This is a genomic window from Nonomuraea sp. NPDC049758 (assembly GCF_040674635.1).
GTDB lineage: Bacteria > Actinomycetota > Actinomycetes > Streptosporangiales > Streptosporangiaceae > Nonomuraea.
The window spans coordinates 13002-35389 of the sequence record NZ_JBFAMZ010000032.1 but is presented as its reverse complement, the minus strand read 5'-3'; the positions used below and the strand labels follow the sequence as shown (position 1 = coordinate 35389).

General features: G+C 74.5%; 23 protein-coding genes. 10 read left to right on the top strand and 13 right to left on the bottom strand.

The annotated features are described in order from the left end of the window. Nucleotides 1–2 precede the first annotated feature (2 nt). Genes dmpG through AB0J46_RS47015 form a run of 3 tightly spaced genes read right to left on the bottom strand, consistent with a single transcriptional unit; the run spans nucleotide 3 to nucleotide 2793 of the window. Complete coding sequence (gene dmpG, locus AB0J46_RS47025) at nucleotides 3–1028, bottom strand: 4-hydroxy-2-oxovalerate aldolase (protein WP_352364326.1); 1026 nt, start codon at nucleotides 1026–1028, stop codon at nucleotides 3–5. Further along, nucleotides 1025–1972, bottom strand: coding sequence for an acetaldehyde dehydrogenase (acetylating) (locus AB0J46_RS47020; protein WP_364342397.1), 948 nt, complete (start codon nucleotides 1970–1972; stop codon nucleotides 1025–1027). The genes dmpG and AB0J46_RS47020 overlap by 4 nt, the downstream gene beginning before the upstream one ends. Beyond that, nucleotides 1969–2793, bottom strand: a complete 825-nt coding sequence (locus AB0J46_RS47015) for a fumarylacetoacetate hydrolase family protein (RefSeq protein WP_364342394.1) — start codon at nucleotides 2791–2793, stop codon at nucleotides 1969–1971. The genes AB0J46_RS47020 and AB0J46_RS47015 overlap by 4 nt, the downstream gene beginning before the upstream one ends. A 68-nt stretch (nucleotides 2794–2861) precedes the next feature. On the opposite strand from AB0J46_RS47015, the gene AB0J46_RS47010 reads away from it, so the two are divergent. After that, on the top strand, nucleotides 2862–3623 hold the full coding sequence (locus tag AB0J46_RS47010; RefSeq protein ID WP_358301814.1) for an IclR family transcriptional regulator: 762 nt from the start codon (nucleotides 2862–2864) through the stop codon (nucleotides 3621–3623). Nucleotides 3624–3722: 99 nt separating this feature from the next. Here the strand turns inward: AB0J46_RS47010 and AB0J46_RS47005 are convergent, their stop codons facing one another. Beyond that, nucleotides 3723–4487 (bottom strand): IclR family transcriptional regulator, encoded by a 765-nt coding sequence (locus AB0J46_RS47005; RefSeq protein ID WP_364342391.1) that lies wholly within the window; start codon nucleotides 4485–4487, stop codon nucleotides 3723–3725. Nucleotides 4488–4566: 79 nt separating this feature from the next. Between AB0J46_RS47005 and AB0J46_RS47000 the strand changes: the two genes are divergently transcribed. Genes AB0J46_RS47000 through AB0J46_RS46985 form a run of 4 tightly spaced genes read left to right on the top strand, consistent with a single transcriptional unit; the run spans nucleotide 4567 to nucleotide 8471 of the window. Then, nucleotides 4567–5721, top strand: a complete 1155-nt coding sequence (locus tag AB0J46_RS47000; RefSeq protein WP_364342388.1) for a cupin domain-containing protein — start codon at nucleotides 4567–4569, stop codon at nucleotides 5719–5721. Then, on the top strand, nucleotides 5718–6551 hold the full coding sequence (locus AB0J46_RS46995; RefSeq protein WP_352327259.1) for a fumarylacetoacetate hydrolase family protein: 834 nt from the start codon (nucleotides 5718–5720) through the stop codon (nucleotides 6549–6551). The genes AB0J46_RS47000 and AB0J46_RS46995 overlap by 4 nt, the downstream gene beginning before the upstream one ends. Beyond that, on the top strand, nucleotides 6551–7198 hold the full coding sequence (locus tag AB0J46_RS46990; RefSeq protein ID WP_364342385.1) for a maleylpyruvate isomerase family mycothiol-dependent enzyme: 648 nt from the start codon (nucleotides 6551–6553) through the stop codon (nucleotides 7196–7198). Before AB0J46_RS46995 ends, AB0J46_RS46990 begins: the two co-directional genes overlap by 1 nt. A 16-nt stretch (nucleotides 7199–7214) precedes the next feature. Beyond that, nucleotides 7215–8471, top strand: a complete 1257-nt coding sequence (locus AB0J46_RS46985) for an FAD-dependent monooxygenase (RefSeq protein ID WP_364342382.1) — start codon at nucleotides 7215–7217, stop codon at nucleotides 8469–8471. Nucleotides 8472–8475: 4 nt separating this feature from the next. Here the strand turns inward: AB0J46_RS46985 and AB0J46_RS46980 are convergent, their stop codons facing one another. Together AB0J46_RS46980 and AB0J46_RS46975 are read right to left on the bottom strand one after the other, a co-directional pair. Then, nucleotides 8476–9135 (bottom strand): response regulator transcription factor, encoded by a 660-nt coding sequence (locus AB0J46_RS46980; protein WP_358301832.1) that lies wholly within the window; start codon nucleotides 9133–9135, stop codon nucleotides 8476–8478. Continuing rightward, nucleotides 9132–10283, bottom strand: coding sequence for a histidine kinase (locus AB0J46_RS46975; protein ID WP_364342379.1), 1152 nt, complete (start codon nucleotides 10281–10283; stop codon nucleotides 9132–9134). Before AB0J46_RS46975 ends, AB0J46_RS46980 begins: the two co-directional genes overlap by 4 nt. A gap of 173 nt (nucleotides 10284–10456) precedes the next feature. Here AB0J46_RS46975 and AB0J46_RS46970 point away from each other — a divergent pair, with 173 nt between their 5' ends. Together AB0J46_RS46970 and AB0J46_RS46965 are read left to right on the top strand one after the other, a co-directional pair. After that, on the top strand, nucleotides 10457–11419 hold the full coding sequence (locus tag AB0J46_RS46970; RefSeq protein WP_364342376.1) for an alpha/beta fold hydrolase: 963 nt from the start codon (nucleotides 10457–10459) through the stop codon (nucleotides 11417–11419). A gap of 37 nt (nucleotides 11420–11456) precedes the next feature. Beyond that, entirely contained in the window at nucleotides 11457–11996 is a 540-nt protein-coding gene (locus AB0J46_RS46965; protein ID WP_364342373.1) for a GNAT family protein, read from the top strand. Here the strand turns inward: AB0J46_RS46965 and AB0J46_RS46960 are convergent. Next, on the bottom strand, nucleotides 11959–12981 hold the full coding sequence (locus AB0J46_RS46960) for a helix-turn-helix domain-containing protein (RefSeq protein ID WP_364342370.1): 1023 nt from the start codon (nucleotides 12979–12981) through the stop codon (nucleotides 11959–11961). The genes AB0J46_RS46965 and AB0J46_RS46960 overlap by 38 nt on opposite strands. Before the next feature lie 71 nt (nucleotides 12982–13052). On the opposite strand from AB0J46_RS46960, the gene AB0J46_RS46955 reads away from it, so the two are divergent. Next, a complete protein-coding gene (locus AB0J46_RS46955) occupies nucleotides 13053–13376 on the top strand; it encodes a cupin domain-containing protein (RefSeq protein ID WP_358301847.1) in 324 nt (107 codons plus the stop codon). 32 nt (nucleotides 13377–13408) lie between these two features. Here the strand turns inward: AB0J46_RS46955 and AB0J46_RS46950 are convergent, their stop codons facing one another. Genes AB0J46_RS46950 through AB0J46_RS46930 form a run of 5 tightly spaced genes read right to left on the bottom strand, consistent with a single transcriptional unit; the run spans nucleotide 13409 to nucleotide 19719 of the window. Beyond that, on the bottom strand, nucleotides 13409–14395 hold the full coding sequence (locus tag AB0J46_RS46950) for a hypothetical protein (RefSeq protein ID WP_364342367.1): 987 nt from the start codon (nucleotides 14393–14395) through the stop codon (nucleotides 13409–13411). After that, nucleotides 14395–15036 carry a hemerythrin domain-containing protein gene (locus tag AB0J46_RS46945; RefSeq protein ID WP_364342364.1) on the bottom strand — a complete coding sequence of 214 codons (642 nt, stop codon included), beginning with the start codon at nucleotides 15034–15036 and terminating at the stop codon, nucleotides 14395–14397. The genes AB0J46_RS46950 and AB0J46_RS46945 overlap by 1 nt, the downstream gene beginning before the upstream one ends. 45 nt (nucleotides 15037–15081) lie before the next feature. After that, nucleotides 15082–18396 (bottom strand): BTAD domain-containing putative transcriptional regulator, encoded by a 3315-nt coding sequence (locus tag AB0J46_RS46940; RefSeq protein WP_364342361.1) that lies wholly within the window; start codon nucleotides 18394–18396, stop codon nucleotides 15082–15084. Nucleotides 18397–18454: 58 nt separating this feature from the next. Then, a complete protein-coding gene (locus AB0J46_RS46935; protein WP_364342358.1) occupies nucleotides 18455–19330 on the bottom strand; it encodes a sigma-70 family RNA polymerase sigma factor in 876 nt (291 codons plus the stop codon). Continuing rightward, a complete protein-coding gene (locus AB0J46_RS46930) occupies nucleotides 19327–19719 on the bottom strand; it encodes a VOC family protein (protein ID WP_364342356.1) in 393 nt (130 codons plus the stop codon). The genes AB0J46_RS46935 and AB0J46_RS46930 overlap by 4 nt, the downstream gene beginning before the upstream one ends. A 203-nt stretch (nucleotides 19720–19922) precedes the next feature. On the opposite strand from AB0J46_RS46930, the gene AB0J46_RS46925 reads away from it, so the two are divergent. Further along, on the top strand, nucleotides 19923–21092 hold the full coding sequence (locus AB0J46_RS46925) for a cellulose binding domain-containing protein (RefSeq protein WP_364342353.1): 1170 nt from the start codon (nucleotides 19923–19925) through the stop codon (nucleotides 21090–21092). A 204-nt stretch (nucleotides 21093–21296) separates the two neighbouring features. Here the strand turns inward: AB0J46_RS46925 and AB0J46_RS46920 are convergent, their stop codons facing one another. Next, nucleotides 21297–21872, bottom strand: coding sequence for a TetR/AcrR family transcriptional regulator (locus tag AB0J46_RS46920; RefSeq protein ID WP_364342350.1), 576 nt, complete (start codon nucleotides 21870–21872; stop codon nucleotides 21297–21299). Nucleotides 21873–21956: 84 nt separating this feature from the next. Between AB0J46_RS46920 and AB0J46_RS46915 the strand changes: the two genes are divergently transcribed. Further along, on the top strand, nucleotides 21957–22364 hold the full coding sequence (locus AB0J46_RS46915; protein ID WP_364342347.1) for a VOC family protein: 408 nt from the start codon (nucleotides 21957–21959) through the stop codon (nucleotides 22362–22364). Nucleotides 22365–22388 lie beyond the last annotated feature (24 nt).

Here is a 22388-nt window from a genome sequence, read left to right as displayed (position 1 = left end):
GGTCAGGCGGACCGCTGCTCGCGCCCGGCGGCGAGCGTGAGGGCGATGTCGACGATCATGTCCTCCTGGCCGCCGACCAGCCGGCGGCGGCCGCACTCCATCAGGATGCCGCGCACGTCGACGCCGTACCGCGCGGCGGCGGCCTCCGCGTGCCGCAGGAACGACGAGTAGACGCCGGCGTACCCGAGGGTGAGCGTCTCCCGGTCGACCCGCACCGGACGGTCCTGCAACGGGCGGACGATGTCGTCCGCGGCGTCCTGGAGCTGGAACAGGTCGCACCGATGCTCGAAGCCGGACAGATCGGCGACCGCGACGAACGCCTCCAGCGGGCAGTTGCCCGCGCCCGCGCCGTGACCGGCCAGCGACGCGTCGACCCGGTAGACGCCGTTCTCCACCGCGACGACGGAGTTGGCGACCGACAGCGAGAGGTTCTCGTGGGCGTGGATGCCGATCTCGGTCCCGGCGTCGAGCACGTCGCGGTACGCGCGGACCCGCGCGGCCACGTCGTTCATGGTGAGCCGGCCGCCGGAGTCGGTGACGTAGACGCAGTGCGCGCCGTAGGACTCCATGAGCTTGGCCTGCCGGGCCAGCTCCTCGGGCGGGGCCATGTGGGAGAGCATCAGGAACCCGGACACGTCCATGCCGATCTCGCGGGCCGCGGCGATGTGCTGGGCGGAGATGTCGGCCTCGGTGCAGTGCGTGGCGACCCGGACGGACCGCACGCCCAGGTCGTAGGCGCGCTTCAGCTCGTGGACGGTGCCGACGCCGGGCAGCAGCAGCGTGGTCAGGCGGGCGTTCTCCAGCACCGACGCGGCCGCCTCGATCCACGCCCAGTCCGTGTGCGAGCCGGGACCGTAGTTGAGCGACCCGCCGGCCAGGCCGTCGCCGTGCGCGACCTCGATCGCGTCGACGCCGGCCCGGTCCAGCGCCGTGACGATGCGCTTGACGTCCTCCAGGCCGATGCGGTGGCGGACGGCGTGCATGCCGTCGCGCAGGGTGACGTCCTGGACGAAGATCGGGGTGGTCATCGAAGGCCCGCCTTCCGTGCGGCGATGCGTTCCGCGACCCGCAGGCCGGCGGAGGTCATGATGTCGAGGTTGCCGGCGTAGGCCGGGAGGTAGTGCGCGGCGCCCTCGACCTCGAGGAACACCGACACCTGGTGGGTGGGCCGCGCCGCGCCGGCGGCCAGCAGCGTCTCCACCGGCTGGTCGGCGGGCACCTCGGTGATCTGCACCTGCTGCTTGAGCCGGTAGCCCGGGACGTAGGCGGCGACGTCGGCGACCATCTTCTCGACCGACCGGCGGATCTCGTCGTGGACGGCCGGGTCCGGCGCCGCGACGAGGCACAGGACGGTGTCCCGCATGATCAGCGGCGGGTCGGCGGGGTTGAGGATGATGATCGCCTTGCCGCGGCGCGCCCCGCCGATCTGCTCGATGGCGGCCGAGGTGGTCTCGGTGAACTCGTCGATGTTGGCGCGGGTGCCCGGCCCGGCCGACTTCGAGGCGATGGACGCGACGATCTCGGCGTACTCGACCGGCGCCACCCGGCTGACGGCGGCGACGATCGGGATCGTGGCCTGGCCGCCGCAGGTGACCATGTTCACGTCGGGCGCGTCGAGATGCTCGTCGAGGTTGACGGCGGGGACGACGTAGGGGCCGATCGCCGCCGGGGTCAGGTCGATCAGCCGCTTGCCGAGCGGGAGCAGCTTGGCGGCGTTCACCTCGTGCGCCTTGGCCGAGGTGGCGTCGAAGACGATCCCGATCTCGTCGAAGCCCGGCAGCGCGATCAGGCCGTCCACGCCCTCGGCCGTCGTCGGGACGCCCATCCGGGCGGCGCGGGCCAGACCGTCGGACGCGGGGTCGATGCCGACCATGGCGCCCATCTCCAGGTCACGCGAGCCGCGCAACACTTTGATCATCAGGTCGGTGCCGATGTTGCCCGAGCCGATGATCGCGACCTTCGTCCTGCTCATGCTGCTGCTCCTTCGGTGAAGCGGACCGTCACCGTGCCGAGGCCGGACAGGGTGGCGGTGACGATGTCGCCGGCGGCGACCGGCCGCATCGGGCCAAGCGCGCCGGACAGGACGACCTGGCCCGCGCGGAGCGGCTCGCCGAGGTCGCGGGCCATGCGGGCCAGCCACACGACCGCCTCGATCGGGTCGCCCAGGCAGGCCGCGCCGGTGCCGGTGGAGACCTCCTGGCCGCCGATGCTCATCGACATCGCGACGTCCACCGGGTCGAACTCGCCGAGGGTGCGGCGTTCCGTCCCGAGGACGTAGGCGCCCGCGGAGGCGTTGTCGGCGACCGTGTCGCCGAAGGAGATGTCCCAGCCGGCGATCCGGCTGCCGCAGATCTCCAGCGCGGCGACGGCGTACTCGATCGCGGCCCGGACCTGGGAGGCGTCGAGCGGGCCGGCGTCCAGGTCGGCGCCGAGCACGAACGCGATCTCCGCCTCGGCCCGCGGCTGGAGGATCCGGCCGACCGGGATCGCGTCGCCGTCGGCGTAGGCCATGTCCTCGAACAGCATGCCCAGGTCGGGCTGGTCGACGCCGAGCTGGCGTTGCACCGCCTCCGACGTCAGGCCGATCTTGCGTCCGGTGATCCGCGCGCCGGCGGCCAGCCGGGAGGCGGCCAGCGCGGCCTGGACGGCGTACGCGGCGGCTAGGTCGTCGCGGCCGATCAGATCCCGCACGGGGGCGCACGGCACGCCGGACGCGGCGGCGGCGGCCAGCCGCCCGGCCGCGGCGGCGATGTCGGACGGGCTCGCGGCGGCGGGCCCGTTGGTTTCGTTCATCCCCCCACTGTGCAGGCAGGATGCCGCCCCAACCAGCACATCGTCTCGTTCAGCGATACGCTGTGCCGGTGACCGATCGGGCCGACCTCGACACCGTGCTGGGCAAGGCGGTGACGATCCTGCGCGCCTTCCGGCCCGACGACCGGGTCGTCAGCCTCGCCGAGCTGGTGCGGCGTACCGGCCTGCACAAGGCGACCGTCCACCGGCTGTCGGGCGATCTGGTCGCCAACCGCCTGCTCGACCGCGCCGACGGCGGCTACCGGCTCAGCCGCGGCCTGTTCGAGCTCGGCATGCTCGCCTCGCTCGAACGCAGCCTGCTCGAACTGGCGATGCCGTTCCTCCAGGACCTCTACGAACGCACCCACGAGACCGTGCACCTCGGCGTGCGCGAGGGGCACGACGTCGTCTACGTCGCCAAGATCGGCGGCCACCGCCAGGCCAGGGCGCCCTCGCGCACCGGCGGCCGGATGCCGCTCCACTGCACCGCGATCGGCAAGGCGCTGCTCGCCTACGCCGGCCCCGACCTGCGGCGCGAGGTGCTGACCGGGCCGCTGGAACGGCGTACGCCGCACACCGTCGTCGTGCCGAGCATCCTGCGCGGCCAGTTGCGGCGCGTCACGGAGACCGGGGTCGCGTTCGAGGCGGAGGAGTCGGCCGTCGGGCTGGTGTGCGTCGCCGCGCCGGTGCTGGGGCGCGGCGACGAGCCGCTCGCCGCGATCAGCGTGGCCGGGCCCACCGGCCGGTTCCGGCCCGAGGGGCACGTGGCCGCGGTGCGCGCGGCGGCGGCCGCGCTCGGCAGCACGCTCACCCGCCGCGACCTCCTCCGGTGAGGCGACGGCCCAGCCGGTGGTGAACCGGTGCTCAGAGGGCGCGCCCCCTCCGATCAACCGGTGCTCACAGTGCGCGACCTCCTCCGATCAACCGGTGGCTCAGAGGGCGCGGCTGATCGCGTCGGCCGCGGCCGTGAGCGCGGCGACGAGGGGTTTGATCTCCTTCGGGGAGTAGCGGACGCTGGGCATCGAGATCGACAGCGCCGCGCCGGTCGCGCCGTCGCGGCCCTTCACCGGGCAGCCCACCGCGACCACGCCCCGCTCGGTGCGCTCCAGGTTGAGCGCGACCCCGCTGTGCCGCACGGACCGCAGGTCGCGCCGCAGCCGCGCCAGGTCGGGCAGTTCCTCGGCCGGGTCACCCCGGTCGCCGGGGGCGTAGAGCTGCGCCAGCTCCTCGTCGGAGAGGGCCGCCAGCGCCACCAGGCCGCCGGTGGCCTGGTGGGCCGGGAAGACCATGCCCTCACGGCTGCCCACCCGCAGGGCCTGCCCGCACTCGACCGAGGCGATGAAGCGCACGTTGCGCCCGGTGCGGATGCTGAGGTTCACCGTCTCGTCGATCCGGTCCACCAGCGCCCGCATCTCGCCGAGCGCCGCCGCCCGCAGCGCGCCGACGTCGGACTGCGCGCGCTCGGCCAGCGCGAGGACCGGGCCCACCCGGTAGCTGCGGTCGTCGTTCTGCACCGCGAAATCGCGGTACACCAGCGCGGTCAGCAGCCGGTGGGCCGTGGAGCGGGCCACGCCGAGCCGCTCGGCGGCGGCCGAGACGGTGATCACCCCGTCGAGCTGGAGGATCTGCGCGAGCCGCAGGGCATGGTCGACGCTGGTGGGCGCGTAGGCCGGCGGGGTCTTCATGGGCTTGGCCATGGAACCGATCCTGGCACAGGAATTCCGCTCTGCAGAATCCTCTTTTCCAGTCCGGCCGCCTGCGCGGATAGTCGGGGCCATGCCCCACGTGAACGCCGGCGGCTCGCCGGTCAAGATCGCCGCCGTGGACCGGCCGGACCAGCCCTCGATCAGCCCCGAGTTGGAGGACCTCTACCGAGGCTTCGAGAAGGCGCTGCTCGTCCCGTTGTGGACGGAGATCGGCGACCTGATGCCGCCGCACCCGCGCTCCAGCGCGCAGCCGCACCGGTGGGAGTGGGGCACGCTGCTCGACCTCGCCGGCCGCGCCGGCGAACTGGTCCCGGTCGGCCGCGGCGGCGAGCGCCGGGCGATCGCGCTGGCCAACCCCAGCCTGGGCGGCAAGCCGTACGCGACGCCGACCCTGTGGGCCGCGATCCAGTACCTGATGCCGGGCGAGAACGCCCCCGAGCACCGGCACAGCCAGAACGCCTTCCGCTTCGTCGTCGAGGGCGAGGGCGTGTGGACCGTGGTCGAGCGCGACCCGGTGCCGATGCGCCGCGGCGACTTCCTCCCCCAGCCGGGCCTGCACTGGCACGCCCACCACAACGCGGCCGACACGCCCATGGCCTGGATCGACGGGCTCGACATCCCGTTCCAGTACGGCGTCGAGGCGCAGTTCTTCGACTTCGGCCGGGACACCCTCACCGAGGAGGAGCACGCCACCCCCGACCGTTCGCGCGCCGAGCGGCTCTGGGGGCACCCCGGCCTGGCCCCGGTCTCCCAGCTCCGCCGGCACGAGGGCACGCCGTTGCTCTGCTACCGCTGGACCGACACCGACGCCGCGCTGACCGACCAGCTCGCGCTGGAACGGGAGGGGCACGCGGGCCCGATCGAGCCCGGCCACGCCCTGGTCCGCTACATCGACCCGACGACCGCCGGCGACGTGCTGCCGACGATCCGGGCGCAGTTCCACCGGATCACGACGGGCGTGCAGACCGCGCCGTACCGGGAGACCGGCTCGTCGGTCTACCAGGTCTTCGACGGGTCCGGCCAGGTCACCGTCGGCGACCGGTCGTGGCGGGTGAGCCGCGGCGACCTGTTCGTCGTGCCGTCCTGGCAGCCGCTGTCGATCCGCTCGGAGGCGTCGGCCTCCGACTCCGACTCCGGCGCGCTCGACCTGTTCCAGTTCAGCGACGCCCCGATCTTCACCAGGCTCGGCCTGTACCGCAGCCACACCGAGGAGAACAGCCGATGAAGCTCGCCACCGTCCGTCTGGACGACCACCGCACCGCCGCCGTCCGCGTCGAGGGCGACGAGCTCGTCGAGGTGGGCCGGGCCGACGTCGGCGCGGTGCTGGCCGCGCCCGGCGGCCTGGAGGGCGCCGCGGCGGCCGACGGCCCGCGCCACCCGCTCGCCGGCGCCGACCTCGCCCCGGTCGTGCCGCGGCCGAGCAAGGTCGTCTGCGTGGGGCTGAACTACCAGAACCACATCAAGGAGATGGGCCGCGACCTGCCCGAGTACCCGACGCTCTTCGCCAAGTTCGCCGACACCCTGATCGGCGCCGCGGACGACATCCGGCGTCCGGCGGAGACCGACCAGTTCGACTGGGAGGCCGAGCTCGCCGTGGTCATCGGCCGGCCGGTGCGGCGGGCCGACGAGGAGCAGGCGGTCGCCGCGATCGCGGGGTTCACCGTGCTCAACGACGTCACCTGCCGGGACTGGCAGTTCCGGACCCGGGAGTGGCTGCAGGGCAAGAACTGGGACTCCACCACCCCGATCGGCCCGTTCCTGGTCACCGCGGACGAGACCGGCCCGCGGCCGGCGCTCGACGTCCGCTGCGAGGTCGACGGCCGGGTGATGCAGTCGGACAACACCGGCGACCTGCTCTTCGACCCGGTCCACCTGGTCCGCTACGTCTCGACGATGGTCCGTCTCAACCCGGGCGACGTGATCGCGACCGGCACGCCGGGCGGCGTCGGCCACGCGCGCAAGCCGCCGGTCTTCCTGCGCGGCGGCGAGCTCGTCGTGACCGAGATCGAGGGGCTGGGCAGGCTGGAGAACCGCGTCGTCGGCGAGGGCGCGTGATGGCGCGCGACCTCGCCACCACGCTCGCGTGGGTCGAGACGGGGACCGGGCTGTGCGCGTCAGCGATCGCCGGTCTGTCCGAGCGGGAGTACGACGCCGCGTCGGCCCTGCCCGGCTGGACGCGCAGGCATGTCGTGGCGCACCTGGCGGCCAACGCCGAGGCGATCGGCAACCTGGTCCGCTGGGCGCGCACCGGCGAGCCGACCCCGATGTACGCCTCCCCGCAGGCGCGCGCCGCCGGGATCGAGCGGGGTGCCCTGCTGGCCGCCGGCGAGCTGGCCCGGTGGTTCACCGAGTCGGCCGCGACCCTGGCCACCGCGATGGCGGCACTGCCCGAGGAGGCGTGGCGGGCCGAGGTGGTGACCGCGCAGGGACGGACCGTGCCGGCGAGCGAGATCCCCTGGATGCGCAGCCGGGAGGTCATGGTGCACGCGGTGGACCTGGCCACCGGGCTCACCTTCGCCGACCTCCCCGACGCCTTCCTGCGGGAGCTGCGGGAGGACATCCGCGCCAAGCGCGGCCCCGGCGCGGTGCCCGACGTCGAGGGGTCGCTGCCCGACGTGACCGCCTACCTGGCCGGACGCCCGGCGGGCGGAGTGACCGCCGCCGGCGGCGGACGCCCACCGACCCTGCCTCCGTGGCTGTGACGAGAAGGAAGATCTGATGGGCACCCTCCCCTCCACCCGTGCCGACGTGATCGTCGTCGGGGGCGGCATCGGCGGTCTGTCCGCCGCCCTCGCCCTGGTCCGCCAGGGCCTGCGGGTCCGGGTGTACGAGCAGGCCTCGGCGTTCGGCGAGGTCGGCGCGGGCCTGCAGCTGGCCCCGAACTGCACCCGCATCCTGGACCGTTACGGCCTGCTGGCCGAGGCGTCCGCGCTCGGCGTGCTGCCCGAGACCATGGTCATGAAGGATGCCCTGGACGCCACCGAGCTGACCCGGCTCGACCTGCGCGACGTCGAACGCCGCTACGGCTATCCCTACCTGGTGATCCACCGCAGCGACCTGCACGGCATCCTGCTGCGCGCCTGCGAGCGGGCGGGCGTCGAACTGCTCACCGACGCCCGCTGCACGTGGTACGAGAACGTCGAGGGCGGCGCCCGGGTGCGGTTCGCCGACGGCGTCGTGGACGAGGCGGACGTGGTGATCGCCGCCGACGGCCTGCACTCGATCGCCCGCGAACTGCTGGTCCAGGACGAGCCGGTGAACTCCGGATATGTCGCCTACCGCTGCGCGGTGCCGTTCGAGCAGGTGGCGGGCAACGACGTCCAGGACAAGGACGTCGTCGTGTACGTCGGGCCGCGCTGCCACTTCGTGCAGTACCCGCTGCGGGGCGCGGAGACGTTCAACCAGGTCGCCGTGTTCGAGTCGCCGAAGGCGCTGGCCGGCCAGGACGACTGGGGCACCCCCGACGAGCTGGACGCGGCGTTCGCGGGAACCTGCGACCAGGTCCAGCGGGGCCTGCCGCTGATGTGGCGCGACCGGTGGTGGCGGATGTTCGACCGCGACCCGATCATGACCTGGGTCACCGGGCGGATCGCGCTGCTCGGCGACGCCGCGCACCCGCCGCTGCAGTACATGGCGCAGGGCGCGATCATGGCGATCGAGGACGGCTGGGTGCTCGGTGAGCACGTCGCCGCCCAGCGCGCCGCGGGTGGACCGGCCGTGGACTGGGACCGGGCGCTGGCCGCCTATGAGGCGGTACGGCCCGAGCACTGCCGCCGGGTGGTCGGCACGGCCCGGGCGTGGGGCGCGTTGTGGCACCTGGAGGGCGTCCCGAGGCTGCAGCGCAACGCCCTGCTGCGGGAGCGCGACGTCCATGACTACTCGTTCGTCGACTGGATCTTCGGCCCGACGGCCCTGACCCCCGAGGACGAGCCGGAGATGTTCCGCCCGATCCCCCTCGACTCCGCGCCTTTGTGAGACGTCAGGTCGCCAGGCCGCGGCGGTAGGCGTAGACCACCGCCTGCACGCGGTCCCGCAGGCCGAGTTTGGCCAGGATGCGTGACACGTACGTCTTGACGGTCTCGTGGCTGATCACCAGCGTGGCGGCGATCTCGCTGTTGGACCGGCCGTCGGCGATCAGGCGCAGCACCTCCAGCTCGCGCGGGGTCAGCGCGGTCTCCCCGGACGGCGGCTCGGCCGGACGGATGCGGGCCGCGTACCGGCCGACCAGCCGGCGCGTCACCTCGGGGGCCAGCAGCGCGGCGCCCGAGGCGACGGTGCGGATGCCGTGCAGGAGCTGCGCCGGCGGGGCGTCCTTGAGCAGGAAGCCGCTGGCCCCCGCGCGCAGCGCCTCGTAGACGTACTCGTCGAGGTTGAACGTGGTCACCACGAGCACCTTGACCGGGTCGTCGACCCCCGCGCCGGCCAGCAGCCGGGTGGCCTCGATGCCGCCGAGCACCGGCATGCGCACGTCCATGACGACGAGGTCGGGCCGCAGCCGGCGGGCGAGGTCCACCGCGGCGCGGCCGTCGCCGCACTCCCCCACGACCTCCAGGTCCGGCTGGGCGTCGATGATCGTCGCGAAGCCGGTGCGGATCAGCGCCTGGTCGTCGCAGACCAGGACCCGGATCGGCGCGCTCACGACGGGCCGCCCGCGGGGACGCGGGCCCGCACCACGAAGGCGCCGCCCGCCTGCCGGCCGGCGCTGAACTCGCCGCCGAGGGCGTCCACCCGCTCGCGGAGCCCGGCCAGGCCCCGCCCGCTCCCGCCGGGAGCGGCGGCCCGGGAGCCGGGCCCGTGGGTGCTGACCACCACGCTGATCTCCTTCTCGCCGTGACGCACCTGGACCGCTGTGGGGCTGCCGTGGGCGTGTTTCAGGGCGTTCGTCAGGGCCTCCTGGACGACCCTGTAGGCGACGAACTCGGCGCTGCCCGCCGGTTCCGCCCGGCTGCCCTCCTCGGCGAACTCCACCGGCTGCCCCGCCCGGCGGGTCCGCTCCACGAGGCTGTGCAGGTCGGCGGCGGACGGCAGGCCGTCGGGGTCGTGATCGGCCTTGAGCAGGTCGAGCATGTGCCGCAGGTCGGCGATGGCCCGGCGGCCGGTGTCGGTGACGGCGTTCAGCGTCGCGTCGAGCCGTTCCGGGACGGCGGTCAGGTAGCGGGCGGCCTCGGCCTGCACCACCATCGCCGTCACGTGATGCGTCACGACGTCGTGCAGCTCGCGGGCGATCCGGGTGCGTTCGGCGGCGCGGGTGGCCTCGGCGACGTGGCGGCGGCGTTCCTCCTCGGCGGCCCGGGTCGAACGCAGCCAGGCCCCGATGCCCCAGGTGAGGGCCAGCGCCAGGTAGAACACCACGTACCCCTCGACCCGCTCGTCCGCGCCGAGCCGGTCGAGCGCGAGGGCCAGCGGCACGTACGCCAGCGACAGGAGGACCACGGTGGCGCGCCGGAAACGCTCCAGATGGGCGCCCGCGCTGATGAGCGCGACGGGCAGCACGTTGCTCGCGAACAGGTGGTAGGCGCGCAGCTGGTCGAGGGCGAAGCCGAGCGACACCAGCACGAGGCACACCGCCGGCCACCGCCGCCGGACGGCGAGCGGCAGGCACTCCAGGGCGATCGCCACCAGGGCCACCCCGTCGAAGGGACGGGCGGGCAGGTCGCCCACCTGCGTGCCCTTGTCGTGGAGGCCCGGCAGGAGCGACGCGACGGCCACCAGCAGCCCGAACGGCAGATCCCGGACCACGACGTCGCACCGTCGCCACACCTCCGTGGCCCGCCGCAGATCGATCACCGGGTGAGCGTAGCGGGACCACGGGCGTGCGGGCGCCGATAAGCCTGCTTTGTCCCCCGTGCGAGCTACCGGGGAATGTCCACCGTGCGGTGACGATCCGGGCGCCGCCCGGTCCGTAACGTTTCTGGGCGGCCACGGCGTTCCGCCGGCCTTTTCCCGTTCGTACCCCCGCCGTGCGCATCGCCTTCGCGGCGGCCGGCTCACTGGAGGACCTCATGCTCGCCAAGATCAGGACACCCGTCGCGGCCGTGCTGTGCTGCGTCGGTCTCGGCGCGGGGGTGGCCGGCTGCGACGGCGACGCGATGGAGAACTGGGACCCCTTCGCCGCCTCCACGCCCTCCGCGTCCTCCGCGCCGACGGCCGGGGCCGCGCCGATCTCCGGCACCGAGAAGATCACCGTGGCGGGACGGTCGGTGAACGTGTCCTGCTCGGGCGACCCGGTCGAGGGCGGCCCGGTCGTCGTCCTGATGCACGGCGGCGGCGACGGGCTGGACAAGATGGCGTCCCTGCAGAAGACGTTGAGCGGCAAGCACCGGGTCTGCTCCTACGACCGGCTCGGCGCGGGCAAGAGCGACCGGCCGGACGGCCCGCAGGACCTCACCGCCAGCGGCCGGATCCTGACCGGCGTGCTCGACCGCGTCGCCGGGAAGGCCCCGGTCGTCCTGGCCGGTCACTCGCTGGGCGGGCTGATCGCCGCCCGGTACGCCCCCGACCACCAGGACAGGGTCAAGGGGCTGGTCCTGCTGGACGCCACCCCGCCCACCATGATGAACGACATCGAGAAGGCGATCCCGAAGTCCGCCGAGGGCCCGGCCGCCGAGCTGCGCGCGCAGAACCTGGCGATCTTCCAGGGGCAGAACCCGGAGAAGCTGGTCATCCCCGACGGCCCGGTCCGCTCCGCCGGTGACATCCCGGTCGAGGTCGTCCGGCACGGCAAGCCGTACCTGGAGGCCCTGCCCGAGTACGGGCCGCGCCTGGAGCGGGCGTGGGCGGCGGGCCAGCGCAAGTGGCTGGCGCTGTCCGGCCGCAGCGAACTGAGCACGGCCGCGGGCAGCGAGCACTACATCTACGTGGACGAGCCCGGCGTCGCCGTCGAGGCCGTCGACCGCGTCACCGATCAGGCGCGGGTGCGGTGATCCGGCCGGTCGCGGGGATCTGGTAGAAGGCTGGATCATGACAGCAGCGTTCATCCGGTTCGTCCCTGACGATGTCGACGACCTGGTCGCCTTCCTGACCGGCGAGGACTGGCCCTTCCACGTCGGACGGCCGGAGGCCGAGGCCGTCCGGCGGCGGGCCGCCGCCGGTCACTACGACGACGCGGACGAACGCACCTTCTGGGTGGTCTCCGAGGGCGAGCGGGCCGGGTTGATCAGGTTGCAGGACCTCGCCGACGAAGGGCCGGTCTTCGACCTGCGCATCAGGGCCGCCCACCGGGGGCGCGGGCTCGGCGGTCAGGCGGTGCGCTGGCTGACCGGCCACCTGTTCACCGAGCTGCCGGGCATCACCCGGATCGAGGGCACCACCCGGCAGGACAACCTGGCCATGCGTGCCGTCTTCCGCGGCGCGGGCTACGTGAAGGAGGCGCACTACCGCCGGGCCTGGCCGGGACGCGACGGACGCCTGTACGACTCGGTCGCCTACGCGATCCTGCGCTCGGACTGGGAGACCGGCGAGGTCACGCCGGTGGCGTGGGAGGACGAGCCCCGCCCCTGACGGTCACGGCGGACGGCCGCGAGGAGGCGCCGCCGTCGTGATCGCCGAACGAGCGGCGGTAGGCGGCGGGCGTGGTGTGCACCAGGGAGTGGAAACGCCTGCGCAGGTTGGCGGCCGAGGACAGGCCGACCCTGACCGCGATCGTCTCCACGGGGAGGTCGGTCTCCTCCAGCAGGGCCCGCGCCGCCGTGACGCGCTGCTGGAGCAGCCATCGGCCGGGGCTGACGCCGAGCTGACCGGCGAACCTGCGGGCGAGGGTCCGCGGGGAGACCCCGGCCCGTGCGGCGAGGTCGTCGAGGGTGAGGGGCTCGTCCAGCCGTTCGGCGGCCCAGTCGAGGAGCGGCGCGAGCGACTGCGGCCGGCGGTCCGTGGCGGGCGCGGTGCTGTACTGGAGCTGGCCGCCCTCGCGGTGCGGCGGCATGACCATGTGGCGGGCGATGTGCGCGGCGTAGGCCGCGCCGTGGTCGGCGCGGGCCAGGTGCAGGCACAGGTCGATGCCGGCGGCGGTGCCGGCGCTGGTGGCGAGGTCGCCCAGGTCGATGTACAGCGTGTCGGGTTCGACCTGTACGTCGGGGAAGCGGTCCGCGAGCTCGGCGGCGAGCCGCCAGTGGGTGGTCGCCCTGCGGTGATCGAGCAGTCCGGCCTGGGCGAGCAGGAAGGTTCCCGAGCAGATCGCGACGATCCGGGCGCCTCGCCGGTGGGCCCGCAGGAGCGCGTCGATCACGGCGGGCGGCGCGGGGTCGTCGCGGCGGTGCCATCCGGGGATCACCACCGTGTCGGCGGCCTCCAGCGCGGACAGGCCCGCGCCGACCGCCATGTCGTACCCGGCCAGGGTCGGCACGGCGCCGGGACGTTCGGCGCACACCTGGAAGGAGTAGCGGGCGGGCAGACCCGGCCGGCGCACGCCGAAGACCTCCGCCGCGCACGCCAGCTCGAACGTGGACTGCGGCGGCAGGACCAGCGCCACCACTCGCTGAACGGTCATGGCAGGAAAGTACCGCCACACGTCAATCCAGACACTGGGCGGGGGACGGCGTCCGCCGCGACGATGGGGTCATGACGCAAGATGCGAACGACGTCCAGATCCTGCACGTCGACGAGGTGGAAGCCGTCGAGGTCGTCCCCGGGATCGTCCGGCGCAGGCTGCCCGCCACCGACCGGGCCCGCGGCTGGATGTACGACTTCGCCCCGGGCACCGAATGGCCCGAGGTGGACGTGCACGACGGCGAGGAACGCTACTACGTGATCTCGGGCGAGTTCATCGACCGGGGACACCGGCTCGGGCCTGGCAGTTACGTCGTGTTCGCGCCGGGCAGCACGCACCGCCCGCGCACCGAGACGGGCGCCCGCATGCTGGGCATCAGCATCCTCACCCCGTAGGGGCGCAGCAGGCCGGGGTCCGGCGGGCGGCGTCAGTCGCGCGGGCGGCGGACGCGGGGAACGGGCTGGCCACGGCGGGCGGCCTCGGCCTCCAGCCGCTTCCGCAGCAGCCTGCCCTGACCGAGGAACGAGCGGCTGCGCTCCCTGCGGCCCCCCGCGAGGCTCCAGTCGTTGAGCGCCCGCTCGACCCGCACGCTCAGCCGGTCGCCCGCGCCGGTGGCCCGTCCGACCAGCACGACGTTCTCCTGCCACTCCATGGCCGGGCCGTGCCGGTGGAAGGTCAGGCACACCGGCCCGTCGGCCGCCTGGACGCCCGCGGGCAGCCACAGGTCGAAGCCCGCCTCGGTGCGTACGGCCGAGCGGGTGCGCACGGCCAGCGGCATGCCGTCGGCCACCATGGTGACGACGGGCTCGCCCAGGCGGGCGGCGCGGCCGGCGAACGGCCGCCAGTCCGCCGGCGGGGCCGACCGGCTCGGCAGCCGGGGGCCGGTAGGGGCGGGGTCGGAGGCGGGCACGGCGACGTCCGCAGGGGCCGTCCAGATCTCGGGCGTCCTGGACAGGTCGCCCTCGGGCCACCAGACGATCCGCTCGGGGGTGACCTCCACCCAGATACGGGCGAAGTACCAGCCCAGCCGCCTCACCAGGAACCACGGCATCCCGGCGAACCCGGCGCCGGTCTTGGCCAGCGACTCGCGGACGTAACGATCGGTGCCCGCCTGCAGGTCCGCGTCGCGCACGGTCGCCCGGCCCTGCACCAGGACCACGGGCGCCCGGTCCGGCCCGCCCTCCGCGCCGGAGCACAGCAGCGCGACGCGCGGGTCCCGGCGGGCGCGCTCGGCCTTGTCCGGGTAGGTGAGCCCGGTGCTGACGTCGAGCGTGCCGCCCGCGCCGGCGTACGGCGTGACGGGCCAGGTGACGGGGCGGCCGTCGCGGGTGAGCGAGGCGTACTCGCAGACCAGGGCACGGCCGAAGACCTCGGCCGCCCGGCGCGGCGAGACGGTCGGTGCGGATGCGGTCATCACGGCTCCAGGATCAGGTCGGCGGGGGTGGTGCCGTACAGGCGGGTGAAACGCCGCCGGTAGGCCGGCCACCAGAACAGGCGGAACATCAGCCGGGCCACGACCGGCAGGTCCGCGTACGACGCCGCGAGCAGGCGGGCGTCGGCGCTGGAGGCGAGCCAGCCGAGGATGACGGGGACCCGGCGGCGGCCGAAGTCGTCCATCGCCCGGCGCCGGTCGGCCTCGACGTCGGCGGGGGTGAGGTGGGCGAGCATGAGCGGCACGGCGACCCGCTCCTCGTGGTCGAGGTGCTCGTTGACGAGCTCGTGCAGCCGCCGCAGGACGGGCGCGCGCCCGGCCAGGGGCGCCCCGCGGTCGGCGGCGGCCTCGATCAGCGGGTCGAGCACGGAGTGCTCGGACTCCAGCTCGGCCAGGGCGTCCGCCGCCTGCGGGGCGCGGCCGGTGAGCTTGGGCCACAGGGTGGCGTCCTCGTGCGAGTGGTGGGCGTGCAGCATGTCCAGCACGAGCGCGAGTTGCTCCGCCAGCAGCTCCTCGTGCGCGTCGTCACGCGGGTCGCCGCACGCCTCGGCCAGGCGGCCGAACTCGGCGCGGAAACCGGCGTGCATCATCAGGAAGCCGGTCAGGTGTTCTGGTGTGATCATCAGTCTGTTCCCTCACATGTCGGGAACAGCGTGCGCGCCGGGCCTCTACGTGCACTTGGCGAGCGCTTGGCGGGCCCTTGTCAGCCAGTAGGCCGCACCCGCCCGCTCCAGCTGGCGCACCGCCTCGCGCAGGTGGGCCCGGGCCCCCTCGCGGTCACCGAGCGCCAGCAGCGCCTCGCCCAGATGGCCGTCGTATGCGCCGTCGACGGTGGTGCACGCGCCGTTCACGTGCAGCAGCCCGGCGAACGGGCGGAACGCGTCGTAGACCTCCCGGACGACGTCCGCCTCGCCGAGCCGGATCGCCGCGTGCAGCCGGCACATGGCGGCCATCGCCCAGTGGTAGTCGCGCGGTGGCATGGGCGTCTCGCGCAGGATCCGCCGGGCGCGCTCGGGCTCGCCGAGCTCCGCCAGCGCGTACGCCAGGGCGTAGGCGGGCCCCGCCAGGCCGGTGTGCCGGGCCATCTCCTCGATCCAGGCCGCCTCCTCGCCCAGGCGGTCCTCCTGGATGATCGTCTCGGCCCGTCCGGCGAGCATGCTGAGCTCGAAGTAGGCCAGGTCGGCGAACGACAACATCGCCCTGACGGGCTCGAAGTGCCGGGCCGGGCCGGGGACGCCCTGGAACAGGTCGAGCCCCACGTGCGCCACCGCGGCCTGCAACGCAAGCGTGGGATTGTGCAGGTCGCGCAGCAGCGTGCCGATCTCCGCCAGCAGGTCGCGGGCCTGCGGCACCCTGCCGTGCTCCACGTGGTGGCCGACGAGGTGCAGCTGCGCGATCACCCTGAGCTGGGGCGACAGGTCCGGCTCGGCCAGCAGGCGGCGGGCGGTCCCGGCGCGCTGCTCGACGAAGTCCTGTCCCTGCAGCGCGATGAGCCGCAGGTGCAGGACGCGCCGCAGCAGGGCGGGGTCGCCCAGGCGCTCGGCCGCCGCCACGGCCTGCGAGGAGACCGCGCCGACCTCGTCCTCGCGGCCGGTCTGGGCGAGCACGACGGCCCTGACGGCCTGCGCCGTCGCCCAGGCCGGGGTGGACGGCGGCAGCTCGCGCGCGGCCCGGTCCGCCGCGTCGCGTACGGCGGCCACGTCGACGCCGTACCGGAAGGGCACCCAGATGCCGTGGCCCATCGCGATGTCGGCGGCTCTGACGGCTTTGCCCAGGTCGTCACCCGCCATGGCGAGCGCCTGCTCGACCGCCTCGTAGCCCTCGTCGAACCGGCCGGCGGCGTAGCGGCTCTCCGCCAGCCCGACGGCCAGCTCGAACCGCTCGGCCGCGCTCGCGCCGGCCGGTTCGGCGGCCGCCAGCGCCTCCTGCCAGGACACGGCCGCGTCGTCGGGCGCGTGCCGGCGCAGGGCCGCCCGCGCCGCGCGGGCCGCGTAGTCCATCGCCATGCGGGCAGGCTCCGCGCCCAGCTCCGCCGCCGCCAGCCAGTGCCGCGCGATCACCGCCGCGCGGTCGTCGCGGTCGTCTCGGTCGCCGTGCACGGCGGTGAGGGCGGCCGCCACCTGCTCGTGCACCCGCGCCCGCCACAGCCGCGACCGGCGCGACAACAACGCGTCGGTCACCAGGGCGTGCGCGAACTCGTAACCGCCCAGCCGGTACGACGACTCGCGGACCAGCCCCGCGCCGAGCGCCGCGTCGAGCGGCGGCAGCAGGTCGCCGACCGAGCCACCGGCGACCCGGGCCAGGACCACCGCCTCGAACTCGTCGCCCATCACGGCGGCCAGCTCCAGCACGCGGGACGCCTCCTCCCCCAGACCCGCCACCCGGTGCAGCACGACGTCCAGGACGCCCTGCGGCAGCCCGTCGCCGGCCCGGGCCAGCTCGGCGAGGAAGAACGGGTTCCCGGCGGTGCGCCGGCGCAGCTCCTCGGCCCCGTGGCCGCCCGGATCGCGGCCGGACAGCTCCTTGACCAGCGCGCGGACCTCCTCGGTGGCGAGCCCGTCCAGCCCGAGCCGGCGCGCGCCGAGCCGGGACAGCGCCGACAGCGTGGCGGTGAGCGCCGACGCCTCGTGCCGCCGGAACGTCGCCACCAGCAGCAGGCCCGGCCGGGCGGTGGCGGCCACGTGGACCAGCAGCCGCAGTGTGGCGTCGTCGGCCGCGTGCAGGTCCTCCAGCACGACGACCGCCGGGCCGACCGCGGCCAGGAACCTGCCGACGGCCTCGAAGAACCGCAGCCGCGCCCCCTGCGCGTCGGACGCCGGGACCGCCCGCGGACCGCCCGACAGGAACGTGCCGACCTCGCCGGGCAGGGCGGCCTGCGGGGCCGCGGCGGCGAGGTCGCGCAGGACGCGTTCCCAGGGCCACAGCGCGGGCGCGGTCTCGTGGTCGGGGCTCGCCCCCCAGCCGACCGGCACGCCGGCGGTCGCGCGAAACCGCCTCAGCAGGCTCGTCTTGCCGACGCCCGGCTCGCCGTCCACCAGCACGACCTGCCCGGCGGCGGACGCCGCCGCGGCCGCCTCGGTCAGGAACCCGAGCGCGCTCTCCCGGCCGACGAACACCGGCTGGTCCGGCGCGGGCTCGCCGGCGCCGGGCGCCGCCGCGCGCACCGGCGTCCGCGGCGGGGCGGGCGGAGGGGACGGCGGGGTGGCGGGACGGACGGACGGCAACAGCGCGGCGTCCTGGCGCAGCACCGCGGCTTCGAGCTCGCGCAGCCGCGGACCCGGGTCGATGCCCAGTTCCCCGGCGAGCACGTCGCGCACCCCGCGCAGGCATTCCAGGGCCGCCGCCTGCCGGCCGGCGCGGTAGTGGGCCAGCACCAGCAGTTCCCAGGCACGCTCGCGCAGCGGGTGCTCGCGGACGAACGGGTCCAGCCGCGCGACGACGTCCGTGTGGCGGCCCAGGTCCAGCAGGGCCGCGGCCAGCGCCTCCACCGCGTCCAGCCGTACCTGCTCCAGGCGGCCGATCTCCGGTTGCGCCCACTCCTGGGCGCGCACGTCCGCGTACGGGTCGCCGCGCCACAGGCCGAGCGCCTCGGCGAGGTCGGCCGCCGCCTGCTCGTGCCGTCCCGCGGCCAGGTGGGCGGAGCCGGCCGACACGAGCGTGCCGAAGTCCGCCGTGTCGAGGACGAGCCCGCCGGTCATCAGGCCGTAGCCGTCGGCGGCGCTGACCAGGACGGCCGGGGTCGCGCCCGGCCGCCGGTCGGGCTCCAGCCGGCGGCGCAGGTTGGAGACGTACACCTGCAGGCTGCCCTGGACGCTCGGCGGCGGGTCGCCGGCCCACAGCCGGTCGGCCAGCAGGTCGGCGGGGAGCACGCGGCCGGCGTGCATCGCGAGGAGGGCGAGCAGGGCCCGCTGCTTGGGCGGCCCGACCGGTACGGCCTGCCCGGCCACGACGAGTTCCATGGGCCCGAGGACGTTCAGCCGCACGCGCCCATGGTAGGGGCCGCCTTTCAACCGGTCCAGACGCGACAATGACGGCACCGGCTCAGGCCGGGCCGGGCCGGTCGAGTGCGGCGAGCTTGGCCGGGTCGACGACGATGTGGATGCCGGTGATCCGGCCGCCGGCGACGGTGAAGGCGATGGCGGACAGCGGGATCCCGTCGGCGCGCCAGGACAGGTGGCCGGGGAGCCCGTCCACCAGCACGGGCCGCTGCCCGGCGACCTCGCCGGAGAACATGCGGGCTCCGGCGGCGACGGCGGTGGCGCCGAGGGTGACGACCACGCCGCCGGGGGTGTCCACGGTCAGCTTCACGTCCGGGTCGAGGACCCGCAGGAGCGCCTCGAAGTCGCCGCCGAGCGCGGCGGCGCGGAAGGCGTCCACGGCCTCCCGGTGCTCGCGGCCGGGGCCCGCCGCCCGGTCCGTGGACCGGACCTTGCGGCGGGCGCGGCTGGCGATCATCTTGGCGGCTTCGGCGGACCTGCCCAGGATGTGGCCGATCTCCTGGAACGGGACCCCGAACAGGTCGTGCAGGACGAACGCCAGCCGCTCGCTCGGGGTGAGCGAGTCGAGCACCACGAGGAGGGCGAGCCCGACCGAGTCGGCCAGCACCGCCTGCTCGTCCGGCGTGGGCTCGTCGTCGGGCGTCACCAGGAGGTCCGTGAACTCCTGCCCGTACGCCGTCTCGGGATGGGTCTGGCGGGATCGCAGCAGGTCCAGGCTGATGCGGCCGACCACGGTGGTCAGCCAGCCCGCCAGGTTGCCGATGGCCGACACGTCCTGGCGGACCAGCCGCATCCAGGCTTCCTGGACCACGTCCTCGGCGTCGGCGTGCGAGCCCAGCACGCGGTGGGCGACGGCGCGCAGCCGGTCACGCTGGGCCTCGAACGCCTCGGCCACCGGGCCGGGCGGGTGCACGGTCACGGCCTGCGCTGCTGACGGAGGGAGATCCGGTTGCCGTCCGGGTCCACCGCCTCGGCGCGGACGCCGAACGGGTAGTCCACGGGCTCGGACTCCTCGAAGGTGACGCCCCGCCCGCGCATGACCTCGAAGTCCTTGCGCAGGTCGTCGGATTCCAGGATCAGCGGGCCCGGCGCGCCGCTCCCGCCCGCGTCGCCCGGCTGCCCGGCGGCCGGCGCATGCGACCACAGGAGGATCTGCACCGGGCTCCCGGGCACGCCGACGGTGAGGAAACGGCCGTCGGGCCCCCGGACGTCGATGCGCTTCTCCAGCCCGAGCCCGGCAGTGTAGAACTCCAGCGCGCGGTCCTGGTCGGTGACGTAGACCGTGGTGTACATGATGGTGGTCAGCATCCTGCTCTCGATTCACTCGCGGGTCTGACGACCGTTCGTTCTCGGTCGTCACCCCCATGACGAGTGGCGGCGGGAAAAGGTAACACGGCCGGTCCGGCCCGGCGGATTCCCGGCTTTACGGAACATGAAAACTCGTTCACGATCACTGCGAGGGGGTGCAGGCTCGATCAGAAGGGGGCCCTATGCGGCCTGGCAGACGATCCTTGGGAGCGGTTGGCCTCACCCTCGGATTCCTCACTCTGGCGTTGTTCCTCGCCGCGCTGGCGATCGGCCCGACCGGGAGGACGGCTCTGGCCTCCGTCCCGGCGGCGCACGACGTCGCGTACGCGGCCGTCCCCGCGGCGGCTGTCTCCGGCGCGGCTGTCGCGGCTGTCTCCGGGGCGGCCGACGACGCGCCGCCGACCCGTCCCGGCGGGCTGCGGCCGTGCCCGGTGCCGTTCGCCGCCAACCCGACCGGCTACGCGTCCATCTGCTGGTCCCCCTCCTCCGACGACACGGGCGTCGCCGGGTACGACCTGTACCGCCTGGACCCGGACGGCTTCGTCCTCGCAAGCAGCACGACCAGCACGATCGGCGGGTTCTCCGGCGAGCTGAACCGCCTGTACACGATGTACGTCGTGGCCAGGGACCTGGCGGGGCACCTCAGCCCGCCGTCCGCCCTGATCACGGTGCCGGCGACGCTCGGGATGACCCCGACCAGCTCGCCGACCCCGCTGCCGGGCGACCACGTGCCGCCGTCCAGGCCCACCGGGCTGCGCGACGCCTGCCTGCAGGACTATCCGGGCGTCACGTTCTGCTGGCAGCCGTCGACCGACAACGTGGCGGTGACGGCGTACGACGTGTACCGGGAGACGGCGACGGCGTACAGCAGGGTCGGCACGGTCCTTCCGCCGAGCCTGAACTTCGCCGAACCCGGCCTGGTCGTCGGGCAGCGCTACACGTACGTCGTGGTCGCCAAGGACGCGGGCGGCAACGTCAGCGTGCCGTCGGACCCGCTGTCCGCGCTGGCCAGGGAGGGGCTGCCGTCGCCCACCCCGTCGTCGATCGCGCCCTGCACGGTGACGTACCGGGCCACGGCGGGAGGGCCGCGGCTGGACGCCGAACTCGTCGTGCGCAACACCGGCACGGCCCCGGTCGACGGGTGGACGCTGACGGTCGACTACCCGGCGGCGGCCGCCGTGCGTCTCGTCTCGGGCTGGTCCGCGAACTGGACCCAGGCCGGTGCGGGGGTGGCCGGGGTGAACAAGCAGTGGAACAAGGTCATCGGGGTCGGCTCGCAGACCCAGGTCGGGTTCACCGCCACGTACGGCGGCGGCGCGCCGCCCTCGCCGGCGAGCTTCGCGCTCAACGGCAAGACCTGCGCCACCGGCTGACGTTCCGGCCCGTAACTGCTCGGCGGGGACGACCACGGCGACCACCAGCCCCACCCCGCCGAGCCCGACCGGCCTCCATGGCGAGCGACACCGACCACGACCGATCCGATCGGCCGCCGTGGCGAGCGCCACCGGCTCCGCCCGTCCGAGCGGTCAGGCTCGTGGTGCGCGCGAGCTCTCGGTGGCGGACGAGGGTGCGCCGCTTCAGGCGCGTAGGGCGTCGAGGAGGCGGGACAGCGCCGCCTGGGTGTCGGCCAGCTCGTCCGGGGCGGACTGCGCCAGCCACAGCGCGGCCTCGTTCATCGCGCCGGACAGCAGGCGGGCCAGCGGCGCGACCGGCTGGGCCGGGATGGCGCCGGCCGCGACGAGCGCGGCCAGCGCCTCGGTCAGGTGCCGGACGCTGGTGGCCTCGTCGATCGCCCGCCACTCGTTCCAGCCGAGCACGGCGGGACCGTCGATCAGCATGATCCGCTGCACGTCGGGATCGGCCCCGGCCGCGACGAACGCCGCGCAGCCCGCCTTGAGCTGCGCCCACGGGTCGTCCTCGGCGTCGGCCGCCGCGGCCACCCGGTCCGCCACCTCGCGCTGCACCTGTTCCAGCACGGCCCGGAAGAGGTCGGGCTTGCCCTCGAAGTGGTGGTAGAGGGCGCCTTTGGTGACGCCGGACTCGCCGACGATCTCCGCCAGCCCCACCCCGGCATAGCCCCTGGTCGCGAACAGGCGCCGCGCCGTGGCGAGCAACGTGCGGCGGGTGCGTTCCTTCTGCTCCGTCCTGGCCACTGCGTCCCCTTTGACATACCGACGGTATCCCAAATAGTGTACGCCCACATACCGTTGGTACGTGAAACTGATGAGGAGGAACGCATGGAGCTGAGCAGCGTGTATCCGGTGGTGTGCACGGCCGACCTCGCCGCGTCGAAGGACTTCTACGTCCGGCTGTTCGGGTATGAGGTGACCTTCGAGGCCGACTGGTACGTGAGCCTGCGCCGCGGACCGTACGAGCTGGCCCTGCTCGACCACCGCCACCCGACACTGCCTGCCGCCTACCGCCGTCCGGTCGCGGGGCTGCTGATCAACTTCGAGGTCGCCGACGTCGACGCCGAGTGGGAGCGCCTGGTCGGGCGCGAGGGGCTGACCCCTGAGCTGGCGCTGCGCGACGAGGACTTCGGCCAGCGGCACTTCATCGTGGCCGACCCCAACGGCGTCCTCGTGGACGTGATCACGCCGATCCCGCCCTCGCAGGAGTACGCGTCCCAGTACGCGCCCGAGTGAGACCGGCGCCGGGCGCTGGACCCG

What these genes read in the sequence shown, in the direction of transcription:
- dmpG (WP_352364326.1), bottom strand. Translation starts at nt 1,028, where the DNA reads ATGACCACCCCGATCTTCGTCCAGGACGTCACCCTGCGCGACGGCATG.
- AB0J46_RS47020 (WP_364342397.1), bottom strand. Translation starts at nt 1,972, where the DNA reads ATGAGCAGGACGAAGGTCGCGATCATCGGCTCGGGCAACATCGGCACC.
- AB0J46_RS47015 (WP_364342394.1), bottom strand. Translation starts at nt 2,793, where the DNA reads ATGAACGAAACCAACGGGCCCGCCGCCGCGAGCCCGTCCGACATCGCC.
- AB0J46_RS47005 (WP_364342391.1), bottom strand. Translation starts at nt 4,487, where the DNA reads ATGGCCAAGCCCATGAAGACCCCGCCGGCCTACGCGCCCACCAGCGTC.
- AB0J46_RS47000 (WP_364342388.1), top strand. Translation starts at nt 4,567, where the DNA reads ATGCCCCACGTGAACGCCGGCGGCTCGCCGGTCAAGATCGCCGCCGTG.
- AB0J46_RS46995 (WP_352327259.1), top strand. Translation starts at nt 5,718, where the DNA reads ATGAAGCTCGCCACCGTCCGTCTGGACGACCACCGCACCGCCGCCGTC.
- AB0J46_RS46990 (WP_364342385.1), top strand. Translation starts at nt 6,551, where the DNA reads ATGGCGCGCGACCTCGCCACCACGCTCGCGTGGGTCGAGACGGGGACC.
- AB0J46_RS46985 (WP_364342382.1), top strand. Translation starts at nt 7,215, where the DNA reads ATGGGCACCCTCCCCTCCACCCGTGCCGACGTGATCGTCGTCGGGGGC.
- AB0J46_RS46965 (WP_364342373.1), top strand. Translation starts at nt 11,457, where the DNA reads ATGACAGCAGCGTTCATCCGGTTCGTCCCTGACGATGTCGACGACCTG.
- AB0J46_RS46960 (WP_364342370.1), bottom strand. Translation starts at nt 12,981, where the DNA reads ATGACCGTTCAGCGAGTGGTGGCGCTGGTCCTGCCGCCGCAGTCCACG.
- AB0J46_RS46955 (WP_358301847.1), top strand. Translation starts at nt 13,053, where the DNA reads ATGACGCAAGATGCGAACGACGTCCAGATCCTGCACGTCGACGAGGTG.
- AB0J46_RS46950 (WP_364342367.1), bottom strand. Translation starts at nt 14,395, where the DNA reads ATGACCGCATCCGCACCGACCGTCTCGCCGCGCCGGGCGGCCGAGGTC.
- AB0J46_RS46945 (WP_364342364.1), bottom strand. Translation starts at nt 15,036, where the DNA reads ATGATCACACCAGAACACCTGACCGGCTTCCTGATGATGCACGCCGGT.
- AB0J46_RS46930 (WP_364342356.1), bottom strand. Translation starts at nt 19,719, where the DNA reads ATGCTGACCACCATCATGTACACCACGGTCTACGTCACCGACCAGGAC.
- AB0J46_RS46915 (WP_364342347.1), top strand. Translation starts at nt 21,957, where the DNA reads ATGGAGCTGAGCAGCGTGTATCCGGTGGTGTGCACGGCCGACCTCGCC.